9 protein-coding genes are annotated in these 18694 nt (G+C 43.8%); 8 read left to right on the forward strand and 1 reads right to left on the reverse strand.

Features of this window, described 5'->3' with window-relative positions:
* Window positions 1–13: 13 nt before the first annotated feature.
* On the forward strand, window positions 14–1276 hold the full coding sequence (locus FYJ57_RS10410; protein WP_154432577.1) for a D-alanyl-D-alanine carboxypeptidase family protein: 1263 nt from the start codon (window positions 14–16) through the stop codon (window positions 1274–1276).
* Between the two features lie 32 nt (window positions 1277–1308).
* On the opposite strand, the gene FYJ57_RS10415 is transcribed toward FYJ57_RS10410, so the two are convergent.
* Window positions 1309–4464: a Cna B-type domain-containing protein gene (locus FYJ57_RS10415; protein WP_154432578.1), complete on the reverse strand. Its 3156-nt coding sequence runs from the start codon at window positions 4462–4464 to the stop codon at window positions 1309–1311.
* Window positions 4465–4678: 214 nt separating this feature from the next.
* On the opposite strand from FYJ57_RS10415, the gene FYJ57_RS10420 reads away from it, so the two are divergent.
* From FYJ57_RS10420 to FYJ57_RS10450, 7 genes are all read left to right on the forward strand, one after another.
* Window positions 4679–6637 carry a DUF2142 domain-containing protein gene (locus FYJ57_RS10420; protein ID WP_205839952.1) on the forward strand — a complete coding sequence of 653 codons (1959 nt, stop codon included), beginning with the start codon at window positions 4679–4681 and terminating at the stop codon, window positions 6635–6637.
* 208 nt (window positions 6638–6845) lie between these two features.
* The gene (gene rfbC, locus FYJ57_RS10425) at window positions 6846–7409 is read left to right on the forward strand and encodes a dTDP-4-dehydrorhamnose 3,5-epimerase (protein WP_022171147.1); all 564 of its coding nucleotides are present in this window, start codon (window positions 6846–6848) and stop codon (window positions 7407–7409) included.
* Window positions 7410–7421: 12 nt separating this feature from the next.
* Window positions 7422–8804, forward strand: a complete 1383-nt coding sequence (locus tag FYJ57_RS16635) for an ABC transporter permease (RefSeq protein ID WP_235904546.1) — start codon at window positions 7422–7424, stop codon at window positions 8802–8804.
* 24 nt (window positions 8805–8828) lie between these two features.
* On the forward strand, window positions 8829–10097 hold the full coding sequence (locus FYJ57_RS10435) for an ABC transporter ATP-binding protein (RefSeq protein WP_154432580.1): 1269 nt from the start codon (window positions 8829–8831) through the stop codon (window positions 10095–10097).
* Between the two features lie 15 nt (window positions 10098–10112).
* Window positions 10113–15785: a glycosyltransferase gene (locus tag FYJ57_RS10440; RefSeq protein WP_154432581.1), complete on the forward strand. Its 5673-nt coding sequence runs from the start codon at window positions 10113–10115 to the stop codon at window positions 15783–15785.
* Window positions 15764–18214: a glycosyltransferase family 2 protein gene (locus tag FYJ57_RS10445; protein WP_154432582.1), complete on the forward strand. Its 2451-nt coding sequence runs from the start codon at window positions 15764–15766 to the stop codon at window positions 18212–18214. Before FYJ57_RS10440 ends, FYJ57_RS10445 begins: the two co-directional genes overlap by 22 nt.
* 63 nt (window positions 18215–18277) lie before the next feature.
* On the forward strand, window positions 18278–18691 hold the full coding sequence (locus FYJ57_RS10450; RefSeq protein ID WP_154432583.1) for a GtrA family protein: 414 nt from the start codon (window positions 18278–18280) through the stop codon (window positions 18689–18691).
* Window positions 18692–18694 lie beyond the last annotated feature (3 nt).

The raw sequence follows: 18694 nt of genomic DNA on the forward strand, positions 1-18694 counted from the left end.
AGTACATAGTATTATGATAAGAAAAATCTGTAAAAAGGCGACGGTATGGCTGCTGGCTGGTGTGATCGGTCTGTCAGCTGTCACGGTACAGGCGGCAGAGGTGGATAACGGGGCATCTTATCCGATCACAACAAATGCCATAGAAGGCTGGCCACAGGGTCCGGATACTTATTCGGAGACAGCAGTGCTGATGGATGCAGATACAGGAACAATCCTTTATAATAAGGGAATGGATGAAAAGAGATATCCGGCGAGTATCACAAAGATCATGACGGCACTTCTGGCACTGGAAAACAGCAATCTGGATGATCAGGTGACATTTACAGAGGAATGTCTGGCAGATCAGACATCGGACAGTGGAAATATCGGCATGCAGGTAGGCGAGGTGCTGACGATGCGTCAGTGTCTGCTGGCGTTGATGATACGGTCAGCAAATGATGTGGCAACACAGATAGCTGTGCAGATTGCCGGATCGGTAGCTGCCTTTGCAGATATGATGAACCAGAAAGCGCAGGAGCTTGGCTGTGTCAATACACACTTTGTAAATGCCAGCGGAATGCCGGATGAGAATCATTATACAACGGCACACGATATGGCACTGATTTTCCGGGAAGCAATCAAAAATCAGGATTTTCTGGACATTATCGGTACACAGAGCTTTACGATTGATCCGACAAATATGAATCCGGAAAGTCGGACGTATTCCACGCATCATGCACTGGTGGCACAGGGAGCACCGGAATACTATGAAGGATGTTTTGGTGGAAAGACAGGCGTGACGGAAGCATCAAAAAATACACTTGTCAGTGGTGCGACAAGAGATGGAATGACACTGATCGCAGTGGCAATGCGGGCGGATGCCGGACAGGTGTGTCAGGATCATATCAGTATGTTTGATTATGGTTTTAATAATTTTCAGAAAGTAGAGGTACCGGGAGGAGCGGTTACGATACCGAAAGATGTACAGGTAAGTGATCTGACCAATACAGATAATTCCTATTATTATGGAACGGATTATTATGTGGGAAGCGGTTCCGAAGAGGTGCAGGAGGAAGAACCTTCAGAGATAGCGGCAGAGGAGACAACGCCGACACCTGAGGTAGTGCCGGAATCTTCTGATTCGAACACGGGACAGGAAGAAAAAACGCAGGATATGACGGTATATCGATATGTGATCTATATTCTGGCGGGATTGATCGCAGTTACTCTGGTAGTTACGATTATTTCCGGAATTCGAAAACATATGAAAAAGAAAAAAAGAAGGAGAAAATCCTGATGGATTTTCCCCTTCTTTTTTTCTTGATTTGTTTAAGCACCAGGAACCCATGCACCGGAACCATTTACATAATAAGAACCGATCCAGGTGTTGGCTGCCATAGCGCCGGAGGCGGTCAGGTAGTACCAGGTACCGCCGAGATTGATCCATCCGGTTGCCATAGCACCGGAGCCAGTGAGGTAATACCAGGTATTGCCAAGTTTCAGCCATCCGGTAACCATCCAGCCGGACTGATCAAAGTAATACCACTGACCGTTAATATATTCCCAGCCATTGGTAGTGTAGCTGCCGTCCTGATGACGATACCACCAGCGGGAACCGTTCTGGATCCAGCCGGCAGTGTATTTTACTTTGCCGGGAACCCATGCACCGGATGCGTTGACATAGTAGGAACCGATCCAGGTGTCAGCCGCCATAGCACCGTTAGAATACATATAATAGTAAGTATTATTTATGATATGCCAGCCGCCAGGGTACATGGCACCATTTCCGCCAAAGTAGTACCAGCCATTGCCAAGATATGCCCAGCCGGTAAGCATGGCACCGGATGCGTCCATATAATACCAACTGCCTCCCAGGTGGAGCCAGCCGGTATGCATAGCACCATTCTCATCCAGATAATACCAGGTTTTTCCAAGCTTTAACCAATTGTTGCTGATCATATATCCACTGGCATTAAAATAGTACCAATGCCCATCGATACTTTCCCACTGACTGACAGGGTAAGTACCATCAGGACGCTGATACCAGTAACCATTGGTATCTTTTCTCCAGTTTTCGTTTTTGTAATATGGAATCCATACGCCATCAGCTCCGTAATATTTATTTCCAACCCAGGCAGATGTGACCATAGATCCGTCAGAATTGAAAGTATATTCGGAACCATTGATGGTATGTGTACCGGTGTACATAGCACCATCTGCCCCAAGATAATACCAGATATTATTAAGCTGAATCCATCCTGTGACCATGGCACCGGTAGAAGGATCAAGATAGTAATAATAGCCGTTAATATAGATCCATCCGGTGGTCCTCTGACCGGAGGCATTCACATAATACCAGGCATTATTATCCTCAACGAACTGATTAGTCAGCGGAGTTGAGGAATTTTGGAAATAATAATAATTGCCATAATTATCTTTTTTCCATCCACTGCAAACTGTTGGGAAACCATTCTCGTAATAAACAGAGACTGTGGAACCGTCAATATTGCCAATCGCTACCAGACTTCTTCCGGATGGAATGTTGTTGTCAAGAGACGGATTCAGATGAATCACGAGAGCGGGCTGACTGCCTGCGTACCATCCGGTAGCATATAGTGGAGTACGTTTACCCATCGCAAGCAGTGTGTCACGGGTACCACATTCACCGTTTATGGTGGTATTGGTTACATAGGTATAGGTTCCTGTCAGGATTGCCATGTCAGGCTGCAAACGACGAATATACCCATCTGTATTGGAACCGTAGGCGCCATGATGCCCAAGCTTTAACAGATTTACATGTTCCAGTTTCTCAGCAAGTTTAGTTTCTGTACCGTTATAGTTGTTAATATCTCCGGAAAGGAACGCTGTGGTTCCGGTCTGCGAAGTTACTTTTACACCAAGACTGTAGTAATTGGCATCTGGTTGAGGGCGTGGAACATCGTAATTCATAATTTCTATTTCGAGTTTATTTTTGTTGCCTAAATAGAAGATTGGTGTGGACACATATCCTGTTTCATTTTCATAAATACTGCGCTGTCCGGATGCTGCCTTTTCATCCTGATTTGCATTGGTCGGGTCACTGTCAGTTCCGGCAACTACGCGGTCGCTGGATGGAATACTGGAAGTAACCAGATTGTCTGAGGTACCGGAGAGTGAAGAACTTACATCTTCATCCAGAATACCACTGTCCAGGGGGTGGATATTCAGAGATTCTGCTGATGTAGAGGCTGTTGTTTCAGCAGAAGCATCAGCGGGTGCACAACTGAAATCATAATCAGAATCTCCAAGTTTAGAGAAAGAATAACCATCCGCTTCCGGTCTAACGGTATACGTATAAGCAGATTTGGTATCATCGTATTTGGGAATGGACTGGAACTCATAGTCCCACTGGTTCTCAGAGACTTTGGTAACAGATCCATGTTCCGATGTGGTATCGGAAGTTAACGTTACAGACTGGTTATCTCCCCAGGACAGAGTAACTGACATCGTATCCGGAGGGTTGATCGAGGCTGAATCATCATTCTGTGTGGAAGTTTCTGTGACCGGCGTTGCAGCTGTTGAAACAGTTGCAAGTGAAACTACATCACTCTGCGTTTCCGTAGAAGCGGAAAGATCTTTTATGGTTTCAGAAGAAGTTTCCGTGACAGTATCGTTGTTTTGCACAGCTGGTTCTTCGGTAGCAGCCGGTGCATCTGGTTCTGACTCGGATTCAGAACCAGATGAAATATCAGATTCAGTAGTATCAGGCTCCTGCGCCGGGACATCAGAATCATCCTCCCCTTTAAGTTCGGTGTCTGCATCTGAATCGTTCGGGGTACTCTGTTCTGGTTTCTGAATTTCTTCGGGTTCTTCGGGGACTTCCGGCTCCTCCGGCACTGTCCAGACAATGCTTCCCTTTACTGTGACTGTCTCAGGATAGAGTGGTGCATCCGTATTAAAATACTGAATGAGTGTTGCCCCGGTCTCCTTGGCAGCGGCAACAGCGCGATCATAGACATAGAGATTATCCCAATAATGTGTGGAATCAGTGATATCGCTGTCTGAATAAGGTTCCAGATAGACACGTTTTGGATGAAACGCACGGATGATTTCATCTGCAGATCCGATATGATCGCTGTGAGGATGGGTTCCTATATAGAATTCAAAGTTATCTTCTGTAACACCCATACTTTTCAGATAGGAAATCACCTGATTTTCGAATCCCAGTCCTTTGGTAATGCCTGCACGTAAAGGATAGCGGGGATCACTGCCATCTGGATAATCATTGTCTTCACCGGAGTCGACCATACCGAATTTTCCATCACATTCGATGAGAATGGCATCAGTATTGTGATTTAAGGTAAGAAAATGAATCGTACCGTCTGTACTGTGAAAAGTAGTATCTGCCTGAACCGTACTTATCCCAGAAGGCGATGCAAACACCAGACTGCCTGCCATACAAAGTGCCGAAACACCACACAGCAGGTGTTTTAATCTGTTTTTCATAATAGTTTGTGAAACAACTCCTTTCCTAAAAAATAACACGCAGCAGAAAGAAAAAAATAAATAGGCAACGCGTTACATATAATCACGTTCATTATAACAGTTATAATAGAAAAATCAAGGAACGATAGAAAAACGTAAGAATGAAAACTTGTATAAAATAAGAATAAATGATATGATGAAAAGCACGAAAAGAAGTAATAAGAGGAAGGAAAAAATGAACAAAAAAGAATATAAAAAATGGTTGGGTCTGCTGTGTGCAATGATCGGACTCTGTGTAATCCTTTTGAGCGTTTATTACTGGAGAATCCGGGAAACAGCAAACAGCCAACACTCCTATCTGCAGATTGAAGCATCAGAAGAGCAATTTCAGGACAAAACAGGATACATAGAGGTCCGTGAAATGGAACAACAGTTTATTGTAGATGAAAATGAACTGACAGAGTTTAATGTAATGTTTCGAAAACTTGAACAGCAGGCAGAGGAGCCTGTGCAGGTGGAACTTCTGAAAGCGACGGACAGAGAGCGGATCCAGAAATGGGAAATTGACGGAAATACGGTAGGGGATTACAGCTATCAGACTTTTCATCTGAGTGTTCCGCTGAAAAAAATCATGGGAGAAAAATACATTATTCACGTAATAATTCCGGAAAATTCGGCTATTGTTCCGGCGGTGACGAATTATGAGGCTTATGGAGAACATGTAAAAACCGACGGGAATGACGAGACAGGGTGTATGGTTTTTAACTTACAGGCAACAAATGCATTTTTAAAGAATATATATGCATGTCTGGGCGTAATTCTGTGTCTTTCGCTTGTCGCATTTGGGTTTCTGATCATGCGAAAAGAAAAGAGAGTGGAGTGGTATTTTCTTGTTCTGGGACTCTTTATGGGAAGTATGTATATTGTACTTTTTCCACCCAATACGGCACCGGATGAGCACAGTCATATAGCAACAGCATATTATGATGCGAATAAGATACTGTTTCGAAATGGCGTGGACGAAGAAGGATATGTTCTGGTGCGAAAGACTGATGCACAGATTCAGGATAAAATGGCGATTTCGCTGGCAGATGCTTCCTATTATTATAATCAGCTTCTTCAAAAAGGGGGACAGGAACCAGCTGCATTGAATCGAGGACCATTGGCTGCACCATTTGCCGCGCATCTGCCGCAGGCTGTCGGAATTGCAATCGGCTGGCTTTTCCATACAAATGGTATGATTACATTGTATCTGGGAAAAATCACAGCATTGTTGTTTTATCTACTATGTGTTTTCTGGGCAGTTCGTTTTATGCCATGGGGAAAGATGGTAATGGCGGTGATTGCGCTCTTTCCGATGAGTCTGGAGATTGCAGCGTCGTATTCTTATGACTGTACGGTAAACGCACTCAGTTTTCTTTTCATCGGTTATACAATGTACCTGATTTATGAGAAGGAGAAGGTGACGTGGAAAGATTATGCATTTCTGACTGTTGTCGGAATGTGGATGGCACCGTGTAAACTGGTTTATATCTTTGTATGTGGAATCATCTTCCTGATACCATCGTCCAAATCAAATAATCCGCGCGGTGTGCTTACGGGAAAAATAGGGATTATAGTTGCGATTGGAATGGTTACAATGCTTCTGAGAGGGGCAGTTGTAGCAAACCTGACGTCTGCTCCGGGAACAGGATATTCGGATATTGAAAGAGGATGGACTCTTGTCCAGATTCTGGAAGATCCGGTAAACAGTATGGGTGTACTGTTTAATACGTATTTTGAACAGGCAGAGTATTATCTGGGAACAATTATAGGACAGTCGTTGGGATGGCTTCAGGTGAAAGTTTCCTGGATAAATATTACAGGATTTCTGTTGTGTATGGTATTTGCTTTATTTACAGATAAAAAGGCGGATTACATGACGAATAAACAGAAAGTACTGGTTGGCATGCTGTCATTGATTATGATTGGCGGAATAGTGCTGAGTATGTGGCTTGATTTTACACCGCCTCAATGGAAAAACGTAGCGGGAGTTCAGGGACGATATTTTTTGCCATTTTTGCCAATGTTGGTACTGATGTTAAAGGGAAAACAGACACTTCGAGTGGAAAGATACAGCAAAAGAATCATGATTTCCATGTATATTCTGGAAATCCTTACAGTTTTTGATGTATGGAAAGCAATGATTGTGTAAATCTGTCTGTCAGGAAAAAATCGTTGGAGTTGAAGAATAAGAACGATGATGGTATAATAAAACATCATGGAAATCAAAATTGATTCACTGGATCAATTATTGATATGCAATGCAATAAAAACAGCAGTATCCTTTATCAGGGTACTGCTCGTTTGTGTTAAAAACCTGCTTGCAGGAGAGAATATTTTATTAAAGAGAGGATAAAAAAATGGGAAAAATTACAGTAGAAACATGTGAAATTGAAGGACTGAAAGTAATCACACCGACAGTGTTTGGCGATGAACGTGGATATTTTATGGAAACATATAATTATAATGATTATAAAGCAGCAGGCATCGATATGGAATTCGTACAGGATAACCAGTCAAGCTCCAAAAAAGGAGTTTTAAGAGGACTGCATTTTCAGATTAATTATCCCCAGGACAAACTGGTGCGGGTAGTTAGTGGGGAGGTCTTTGATGTGGCAGTGGATCTGCGCCCGGGTTCTGAAACATATGGAAAATGGTTTGGTGTTGTGCTGTCTGCAGAGAATAAAAAACAGTTCTTTATTCCAAAGAATTTTGCGCATGGATTTATCGTACTGTCCGAGTCCGCAGAATTTGCGTATAAATGTACCGATTTTTATCACCCAAACGATGAAGGCGGACTGAAATGGGATGACCCGGAGATTGGCGTAGAATGGCCGATGCCGGAAGGAATGACAAAAGAAGAACTGACCATCTCTGACAAGGATCAGAAGTGGGGAAGCTTTGCGGAGTACAAAAATCGATAAGAGGGAAATGAAATGGGAAGAAAGAAAAAGATTTTGGCCGGTATCTGCGTGTTGTGTTTACTGGTTTTAAATGTGCTGATCGTATGTCACAGAGGAAGTGTAGGCGGTAATTATGAGCTTCATCTTACGATGAACAGCGATAAGGAACAGGAGATTCAGGTCTATTACAGTGCGGCCGGAGAACTTTCAGAAAAATCAAGTCAGGTCAAGACGTATGATCAGGTTGGAGAAAGTCAGGAACTGGTTTTTTCTGTTCCATTTCAGTTTAATATGGTGCGTCTGGATCTGGGCACGCAGCCGGGAACGTTCACGATTGAAAATGTTTATCTTGGATGTAAAGATACGAAAACAGAGATTCCGGAGATGACGAATCCAAAGCTGATCGAAGGTCAGCAACTGGAGAGCCTGGAAGCTAATGACGGAACATTAAAAATCTGGACGAATGGAACAGATCCTTATGTGTGGCTGCATCTGGATAAAGAAAAACTGTATCCGGTTCTCGAGAAAGATTATACACAGAAATTGTGGATCAAAAATATTCTGATGCTGTTACTGATTGACGGTGGAGCAGTGGTTGCGTTTGTTTTCCGGAAGAAAGTACTGACACTCCCAATCGAGCTTTTACAGAACAGAAAACTGATTATGAATCTGGCAAAGAATGACTTCAAAACGAAGTATGCAGGGTCATATCTTGGAATCGTATGGGCGTTTGTACAGCCAATCGTTACGATTCTGGTATATTGGTTTGTCTTTTCTGTCGGTCTGAAAGCAGGAAATGTATCGGATTATCCATTTGTTCTATATTTGGTATCTGGTATTGTACCATGGTTCTTTTTCCAGGATGCATTGAATGGTGGAACCAATGCACTGATGGAATACAACTACCTGGTTAAAAAAGTAGTGTTTAAAATCAGTGTACTGCCGATCGTAAAGATGATTTCCGCTTTATTTGTACATGCCTTTTTCGTTGCGTTTTCACTGGTTTTATGCAGCCTGTATGGCTATACGCCGTCGCTGGCAACATTGCAGATCTTTTATTATTCGCTCTGCACATTTATGTTTACACTGGGGCTGGTATATGCGACCAGTGCGATCGTTGTATTCTTCCGGGATCTGACACAGATCATCAGTATTTTCTTACAGGTAGGTATCTGGCTGACACCAATCATGTGGGATGTCAACATGCTGGCAAATTATCCATGGCTGATCAAATTGTTCAAATTGAATCCGATGTACTATATTGTCACCGGATACCGTGATTCCATGCTGGGTCACGTATGGTTCTGGAATCACTGGGGATGGACCGTATACTTCTGGATCGTAACAGTAGTATTGTTTGCACTTGGTTCCTGGATCTTTAAGAGACTGAAACCACATTTTGCAGATGTACTTTAAGAGAAATCAAAGAGAGGTTTACAGATGTCAGAGATTGCAATTTCAGTGAATAACATCAGTAAGATGTATAAACTGTACGAGAAACCGATGGATCGGTTAAAAGAATCCCTCGGATTGACAAGAAAAAAAGGATATAAAGAACATTATGCTTTGAACAACGTAAGTTTTCAGGTAAAAAAGGGGGAGACCGTGGGAATTATCGGAACGAATGGTTCCGGTAAATCCACGATTTTGAAAATTATCACCGGCGTACTGAATCCCACACAGGGAGAAGTGGTGGTGGATGGAAGAATCTCCGCATTGCTGGAACTGGGAGCCGGATTCAACGGAGAGTATTCCGGTATTGAAAACGTGTATCTGAACGGTCAGATGATCGGATTCAGCAAAGAAGAGATTGATGCAAAACTGCAGGATATCCTGGATTTTGCAGATATCGGAGATTTTATACACCAACCGGTAAAAACGTATTCCAGTGGTATGTTTGTGCGATTGGCTTTTGCGGTAGCTATTAATATCGAACCGGAAATTCTGATCGTAGATGAAGCACTTTCCGTAGGAGATGTCTTTTTTCAGGCGAAATGTTACCGGAAGTTTGAAGAATTTAAAGAGATGGGAAAAACCATTCTTTTTGTAAGTCATGACCTGAGCAGCATCGGGAAATATTGTGACCGGGTTGTTCTGTTAAACAAAGGAGAAAAACTGGCAGAAGGCGATGCGAAAGAGATGGTCAATCTGTATCGTCGTGTTCTGGTGAACCAGTATGATGAACCAGGGGAGCAGAACACTACGCAGGAAGAAACGCCAGAGGTACAAGAAGAAAAGAGTACGAAAGATCAGTTAAATCTGAATCCAAAAGTACTGGAATATGGAAGTAAATTAGCAGAAATTCAGGACTTTGCAATTCGTGATAAGTCCGGAATGGTTACGAATGTGATTGAAAAGGGAGAAGAATTTTCCGTGGATATGAAGATTCATTTTCATGAAACGATCCAGGAACCGATTTTTGCTTTCACGATCAAAGATCTGAAAGGAACGGAGATCACCGGAACCAATACGATGTATGAGAATACACCGGTAGGTACACAGAAGGCGGGAGAAACCAGACGGATCACCTTTACACAGAAGATGCCGTTAGAGGCCGGAGAATATATGCTGTGTCTGGGATGTACCGGTTACCGGGATGGTGATTTTACCGTGTTCCACCGGTTGTATGATGTATGTAATCTGACAGTCATTACGGATAAGAAAGCTGTCGGATATTTTGATCTGTTCTCAAAGGTCACGTTAAAGTAACTGAGGAGGAAAAGAATGGCAATACTGAACTTAGAGTATTATACGCAAAAAGATCTGTATTCAGATGGAGATATTGAAGAACAGATGCTTAAGATGGCAAAAGAAGGAGTAACCTGTGAGGATCTTTCCAGTGAGCAGGTTTCTTTTCCTGTGATCTATCACTTCTCAGATCTGCGAGCAAATATATTGAACTGGTATCCGATCAAAAAATCGGACAGTGTTCTGGAGATCGGTGCGGGCTGTGGTGCAATCACAGGTACGCTCTGTGAAAAAGCAGGTCAGGTTACATCTGTGGAACTCTCGAAAAGAAGAGCACAGATCAATTATTACCGCAATGAGAAAAAAGATAATCTGACCATCATGGTGGGAAACCTCAATGACATGGATCTGGGGCAGCAGTATGACTATGTGGTAGTCAACGGAGTACTGGAATATGCCATGAGTTTCACAGAGGGCGATACACCGTATGAGACATTTTTAGGAAAAATGGGTTCTTACTTAAAAAATACAGGAAAATTGCTGATCGCAATTGAGAATAAGCTGGGAATGAAGTATTTTGCTGGGGCCCCGGAAGATCATACGGACATTCCCTTCTTTGGAATCAATGGTTATCCGGGAAATCACAGTGTCAGAACATTTTCCAAAACAGAATTGCAGGAACTTGTGAAAAAAAGCGGATTTCCTTTTCAAAAATTTTATTACCCGTATCCGGATTATAAATTTCCAACGGAGATCTTTACGGATGCATCACTGACCACCGATCATTATGGGAAAAATTATCCGATTTACACGGACAAAACCGTGGATCTGTTTTCAGAAAGCGCCGGTATCGAGGCAATGAAAAAAGAACAGATCGCGGACCGTTTTGTGAATTCTTTTCTTCTGGTTGCAGGAAAACAGGAACTTGAAGAAAAAGAAGAAATTTTATATGTAAAACTGAATCAGGGCCGCAGGAAAGAGTTTCGAACCCTGACCCAGCTGGTGCGGAAAGAGGAAAGTGTGTGGGCAGAGAAAAAACCACTGTGCCCGGAGGCAGAAAACTTTATAGCAGGACTGAAAAAAACAGGAGCGCAGAAACCAGGAAAAGGATTTCGTAATCTTCCGTGCAGATATGAGAATGGGGGAATCGTGTATCCGGTATTGGGCGGGAAAACACTTGAAGACAGAATTCGTGATCTTGTGGAGAAAGAACAGACAGATGAGATTCTGAGAACCCTGAAACATGTATATGAGCATGTGTTCGCACAGCGGAAAAAAGAACCGGAGTACCAGACGAAAGTTTTTAAGGAAGTGTTTGGAGAACATCCGGGCAAGGAATATTATGAATGCGTAAGTCCGGCAAACATTGATCTGATCTGTGCGAATATCTTTGAGTTCGGAGATGATTATGAAATCATTGACTATGAATGGACTTTTGACTTTCCGGTTCCGGTTGCCTTTATCATGTGGAGAATGATCCATGAACTGTATTACCGAATCCCGAAACTGGGCGCGCTGTATACACAGGACGATATGAATCACGAATTTGGTATAGAGCCATCGGACAGCGAAATTTTCCTGGCATGGACAATGCATTTTACTTATGAATATGTTGGCAGCGATTCGCTGGATGTATACCGGAAAGAGAGAATTCCGGTGGATCTGTCAGAAACTGTGCGCGCATGTCAGGAGAAAAAGCGATTTCGCAGCAAACTGTATTATGATACAGGTTCTGGGCTGTCGGAAGAGAACAGTATTGAGACGGCGGTGGAATTGGATCGGGGAAGATTTCAGGTTACGTTTGATCTGCAGAAAGTAGAAAATATCTGCGGAATCCGCTGGAATCTGTTAAGTGATACGTTCTGTGAGGTGAAAGTGGAAGTACTTGACTGTGGATGCCATGGGGAGTTAATTCCGTTTGGTATGCGGATCGACAAGGCGGCGGATGCGGTAGTGTTCCTGAATCTGGCAGGCGGATATTTTATCCATGTGACGGATCCGTCAGAATTGAAGAAAATTACAATTTCCGGTCAAATTCGTTTTCTGTCGCAGAAAGAGATCGCAGAAGAAATCCAACTGGAAGAGGAGCGAAAAGAAGCGGTACGTCGGGAAGAAGAAAGAAAACTTCAGCAGCGGATACAAAAAGAAGAACGGATAGCAGCGAAAAAAGCCGAAGAAGAGAGAAGGCAGGAAGAACTTCGGGCAGCCATGGAATTTCAGCATCGACCGAAACAGAGAGCAAAACGTCTGGTGAAGAAGATGCTTGGACGTCCTGTGGCCCCACTGGTTACAGAAAATCAACAGACAGAACAGCCGGTATCGAGCTGTGTGGGAAGTATCGACAGCTTCAGCTATGAAAATAATGTGCTGCAGATCATCGGCTGGGCATTTGACCGTGCGTACGCCATGGAGAACACGCATCTTGCTTTTTTACAGAACGGGGAAGTGGTGGCGGAAGAACCGATTACTATAGTATATCGGAGTGATGTGGCAGCTGTTTTACAGATTCCGGAGGCAGAATCCTGTGGATTTTCCTGTGTGCTGGTGGTGCATTCACCAGTGGAAACGGAAGTGGCAGTTGTTTACGACACCGTAGACGGAGAAAAAGCATATCCGTTATGCAAGATCCCTGCAGATCCTGGTTGTAATGAGATACAGGTGTATACCCTGGAGGGACAGGAGAGCATCGGCAATATTCGATATTTTAAAGAACGTTATCTGGAAGAAACGCCGGTATTTGATGCGAAGATTCCTTCGGATGAAGTGATAGATATTATCATCCCGATTTATAACGGCTTACAGTATTTTGACAAGCTGTTTGCGGGGATTGAAAAGACAAAGATGAAATACCGTCTGATTCTGGTGGACGATCAGAGTCCGGATCCGGCAGTACGGGAATATCTGGAGCAATACGTGGCAGAACATGAGGGAACGGTTCTGCTTCGAAATGAGAAAAATATGGGATTCCTCCCGTCTGTAAACCGTGCCCTTGCAATTGCAGAGCATCATGTAGCACTGGTCAATACCGATGTGGAAGTGCCGGAGGGATGGCTGGAGAGACTGATGTGGCCGATCTTTACAAAAGAAAAAGTAGCATCCTCCACACCGTTTACGACCTGCGGAACCATCTGCAGCTTTCCTAATTTCTGTGAGGATAATGTGATCTTTGAAGGCATGCCATTATGGCAGATCGATGATGCTTTTCGCCAGATCCGTCCGCAGTATGCGACCATGCCAACAGGTATTGGTTTCTGCATGGGTATGAATCTGGAAGCAATCAGAGAAGTAGGTCTTCTGGATGAGGAGAACTTTGACAAAGGATACGGAGAAGAAAATGACTGGTGTCAGCGGGCAATCCAGGCAGGATATACCAATGTACAGGTGGAAAATTTGTTTGTTTATCACAAACATGGCGGAAGTTTTTCTTCCGAAGAAAAATTACGGCTGTTAAAGAGCCATCTGGAGAGACTGGCGAAGAAACATCCGAATTATAACAGCGATACGGCAGCTTTCTGTCGGAGAGATCCGGCAAGAACGATCCGACTGTATGTGGAAACACAGCTGTTAAATCAGTTGCTGGATGTACCGACGATTGTTGCCTTTGATCATAACCTCGGCGGTGGTGCCACGGAATATCTGATTGAGAAACGTAAACTGGCACTGAAAGAAGGAAAGCGTTTCCTGACTGTCCGGTTTGACATCGATAATATGCGCTATTATCTGGAATATGAATACAAAAAATATAAGGTTCAGTATTTTGCCAAAGATCTGGTGATGATCCTTGATGAGATTCCGAGAGTGGATGAAATCTGGATCAACGAACTGGTAACTTATCAGAAAATCTATAAGGTTCTGGATCAGATTCTTGAACTGAAAGAAAAACATCAGGCACATCTGAAGATGTTGCTTCATGACTTTTTCTTCATGTGTCCGGCGGTAAATCTGATGGATGCTCAGGGGAAATACTGTCATGGCGCGGATGCACAAATTTGTAACCAGTGTATCCCGGCAAACCGAAGCAATGCATGTCTGGACTATGAGTCCGGAACCGCATGGAGAACACACTGGAGGGAGTTTTTATCCCGGTGTGATGAGATTCTGGCATTCTCTGATGATACGGCACAGATATTTAAAAAGACCTATCCTTATCTGTATCAGTTACATGTGCTGCCACACAAGCCGCATTATGTGACGGCACTGGATAAGAAGGTGAAGACGACCAGGACACTGAACATTGGTCTGCTCGGTGTGCTGTGTTATAAAAAAGGTCTGGATGTTGTCAAGGAGATGATAAAAGAGATCGAGGCGCAGAACCTGAACATCCGAATGAAACTGATCGGGGTGTCGGATGAAGAAATCGACAGTCCGGTATTCTCCTGTACGGGAAGATATACCAGAGATGAACTTCCAAGACTGACGATGGAAGAAGATATTGATCTGTTCTTTATCCCGTCTATCTGGCCGGAGACCTTCTCGTATACAACTTCAGAGATTATGTCCATGCATATGCCGGTTGCTGTATTCCCGATTGGTGCGCCGGTGGAGCGTGTAAAACATTACGAAAAAGGTCTGGTTCTGAAAGAGACGGATGCAAAATCGGCTCTTAAAGAATTGCAGGAGTTTGCAGAACATACACTAAAGTGGCAACAAATACCTGTACGCGAAAAGAAGATCCTGTTTGTGGGTGAGGAAATTTCGTTTGCTTCCCGTTACCGGGTGGAGCATTTCCGGGAACAGCTGCATTATCAGGGTTACGGATCGGATTTTTATCAGGTGGATGAGGTCAAAGATCTGGACTGGGATGCGTACCGGGCAGTTGTATGTTACCGTTGCAGCAGGGAAGATGTGGTGCGCAAGGTAGTTGAACAGGCGAAAAAAAACGGATTAAATGTGTATTATGACATTGACGATCTGATCTTTGATTACGAAAGAATCTCTTATCTGCATTTTCTGACCGGAAGTGAGTATAAAGATTTTAAAAAGACGACGGAACAGATCCATTCCTGTATGGAACTGTGTGATGGCTATTTTACCTCCACTGATACACTGGCGGGAGAGATCCGAAGAGAATTTCCGGGAAAACCAGTGGTAATCAACCGGAATTGTGCAAGCATGGAGATGCAGATTCTGTCCCATGACGCAGTAGAGCAGGTGGAAAAAGACCCGGAGCATATTTCCATCGGTTACTTCAGCGGATCGAAAACTCATGATCAGGACTTTGAGGTGGCGGAAGAAGCACTTCTGGAAGTGATGAAGGAACATCCGGAGGTACGGCTGAAGCTGGTTGGTGTACTCTCTGACAGAAAAATGGAAAAATTCGGAAATAAGGTGGAAAAACTTCCGTTTATGGACTGGAAACAGTTACCTTCTGTTATGGCAGGCATCGATATCAATCTGATGCCGCTGGAGGACAGTATCTTCCATTGTAGTAAGTCCGAAAACAAATGGATGGAAGCCGCACTGGTGAAAGTGCCATCAGTGATGAGCAGAAACCGGGAGATGGAAGGCGTGATCGAAAATGGTATGGATGGCTGGCTTTGCAGTGACAAGGAGGAGTGGAAAAAAGCGCTCACAACGCTGATCGAGGAGAAGACAGCCAGAGTACAGATGGGTGAAAAAGCCCATAAAAAAGTGATGTGTCAGTATGTAACTCAGAATACAGGAAAAGATGCAAGAGAGGAATTACTATGCAGCGAGAAGTATTCGTAGTAGAAAAAGAAAGATTTGATCTTTCAGATGAGAAAACCTATCATCTGCAGGGCACCTGGCCCAAGGAACATACCGCGGCAGCGGAGCTGGACGGGAAACCACTGGAGGTAAATCTGAAGCAGCAGGAGCGTATCAGTGCCCTGGAACGATTTCAGGATCTGGATCTGGTGGATGCGATTCGTGTTCAGATGGAGATTGTACTTCCTGATAAGCTGGAACAGTATAAAAAATTAGTGGTTTATGCGGAAGAGAACGGGAAAAAAGAGGTCTGGTTTTCAATTCCGGTAAAACAGCTGATCAGAAGACAGGGTATGCCTCAGTATTTCATTGAGAGTTCCGAAGTGGACCGGAAACTCGGCATCTGCCGGGTGCGTGGCTGGGCAGCTTATACGAAACCGCTAAAGGTTTATCTGGAGAATTCCCGCGGAAACAGAATTCCATGTGAGATCCAGCACCTGAAACGTGTCGATGTACAGAATCAGTATCCGGAGGCAGAGGTAGAAGAAAAATGTGGGTTCTTTTTTGAACTGCACTACCAGCAGCTGAAAGAATTTTATATTGTTTTTGAGGCAGGTTCGATACGGGTGAGAAGACAGATTCACCTGCAGCCGATACAGCTTGCCGCAGAAAAGATAAATGAATACTGCAAAAAGGGCAGCCGTTATCTGAAACTGCACGGTCCGGCAGCACTTGCCCAAAAAGTGGTCGGAAAAGTGAAAAATAAAAATAAAGCCGCTGTGATCTATCAGAAATGGCTTCCGAAACATCTGCCAAGTAAAGCAGAACTGGAACACCAGCGAAAAGAACATTTTTCCTGGGAACCGACCTTCAGTGTGGTTGTACCGCTTTATAAAACACCGGAAAAATATCTCCGTGCGCTGGTGGAATCTCTGCAGGCGCAGACTTATGGCAAATGGGAACTCTGCCTGTCTGACGGAAGCGGTGCGGATTCTCCGATTCGGGAACTGTTAAAACAGTTACAGAAGGAAGAGAGCAGAATCAAAGTCATCGATCATCAGGAAAAGTTACAGATATCAGAAAATACGAATGCTGCGATCGAGGCGGCAACGGGTGAGTTTGTGGTATTTGCGGATCATGATGACGAACTGACGGCACATGCCCTGTATGAGTGTGTGAAAGTACTGAATGAGAAACCGGAAACAGAGGTTCTATATTCGGATGAAGATAAGATGACGATGGACGGACACAAGTTCTTCCAGCCACATTTCAAACCGGATTATAACGTGGATCTGCTGTGTACGGTCAATTATATCTGCCATTTGTTTGTGGCGAAGAAAACGTTGATTGATGAGGTCGGAATGTTACGCAGAGAGTTTGACGGAGCGCAGGATTATGACTTTATCTTCCGTTGTGTGGAACATGCGGGATCGGAAAAGATCCATCATATTCCGAAGATCCTGTATCACTGGCGATGCCATGAAGATTCCACATCGGAGAATCCGGAGAGCAAGCTGTATGCATTTGATGCGGGACAACGGGCGGTGCAGGCGCATTATGACCGGATCGGTGTTAAAGTGGAAGTGAGCAAGGGAGAGTTCCTGGGACTCTATCGGACAAAATTCCTGCGGGATTATGACCCACTGATCTCGATCATTATTCCGAATAAAGATCATATTGATGATCTGAAACGGTGTATCGATTCAATCGAAGCAAAATCCACATATACCAATTATGAATATATTATCGTGGAGAACAACAGCGAAGAAAAAGAAACTTTTGCATATTACGAGCAGCTTGAAGCGGTTAATCCGAAAGTGCATGTGGTGTATTATAAAGGCCACTTTAATTATTCTGCCATCAATAATTTCGGTGTGCAGTATGCCAAAGGAGAGTATTTCCTGCTACTAAACAACGATACCGAGATCATCAACGAAGATTGTTTGGAGGAACTGCTTGGTTACTGTACCAGAGAAGATGTGGGTGCTGTGGGTGCGAGACTGTATTACGAAGATGATACGATCCAGCATGCCGGCGTGGTCATCGGTTTCGGTGGAATCGCCGGACACTGTTTTGTACAGCAGAAGCGTGGATTTACCGGGTACTGCCACCGGATCATCTGTGCACAGGATTACAGTGCGGTGACTGCGGCTTGTATGATGGTAAAACGGGAAGCGTTTGAGAAAGTCGGTGGTTTGAGTGAAGAACTGCAGGTGGCATTTAACGATATTGATTTCTGTATGAAACTTCGACAGGCAGGATATCTGATCGTGTACAATCCATATGCGGAACTGTATCATTACGAATCCAAATCCCGAGGACTGGAAGATACTCCGGAGAAAGTGGCAAGATTCAATCAGGAGATTGCTACGTTTGAGAAACGCTGGCCCGATATCCTGAAGAACGGCGATCCGTTCTATAATCCGAACCTGACCCTGGATAGCCAGGATTTTTCACTGAAACGATTATAAACAACCAAAAAAGCGGGTGCATGGTGGAAATGTACCTGCTTTTTTAAAAGAAAGGTGGAAAAGATGAATATAGAAAAGCTATGGGACAAGTACAAAGACATTATTCCGTACGGTGTCTTCGGCGTTCTGACAACGCTTGTTAATATTGTGAGTTATTGGATCTTTGCGCATCCGTTTGGCTTATCGGTTATGGTGAGTACTGTACTTGCATGGATTTTATCGGTTCTGTTTGCATATCTTACTAACAGAAAATGGGTATTTCACAGCGAAGCCAGTACAAGGGAAGAAATAGGGAAAGAGATAGTTTCGTTTTTCTCCTGTCGTCTGGCTACGGGAATACTGGACTGGGCATGTATGTTTATTTTTGCTGATCTGTGCGGATTCAATGACGTATTGATTAAATGTGCGGCAAATGTACTTGTAATCATCTTGAATTATGTGACAAGCAAACTGGTTATTTTCAGGCATAAAGGGTGATGG

Source organism: Oliverpabstia intestinalis (genome assembly GCF_009696065.1).
In the GTDB taxonomy this organism is placed as follows: Bacteria; Bacillota; Clostridia; order Lachnospirales; family Lachnospiraceae; genus Oliverpabstia; species Oliverpabstia intestinalis.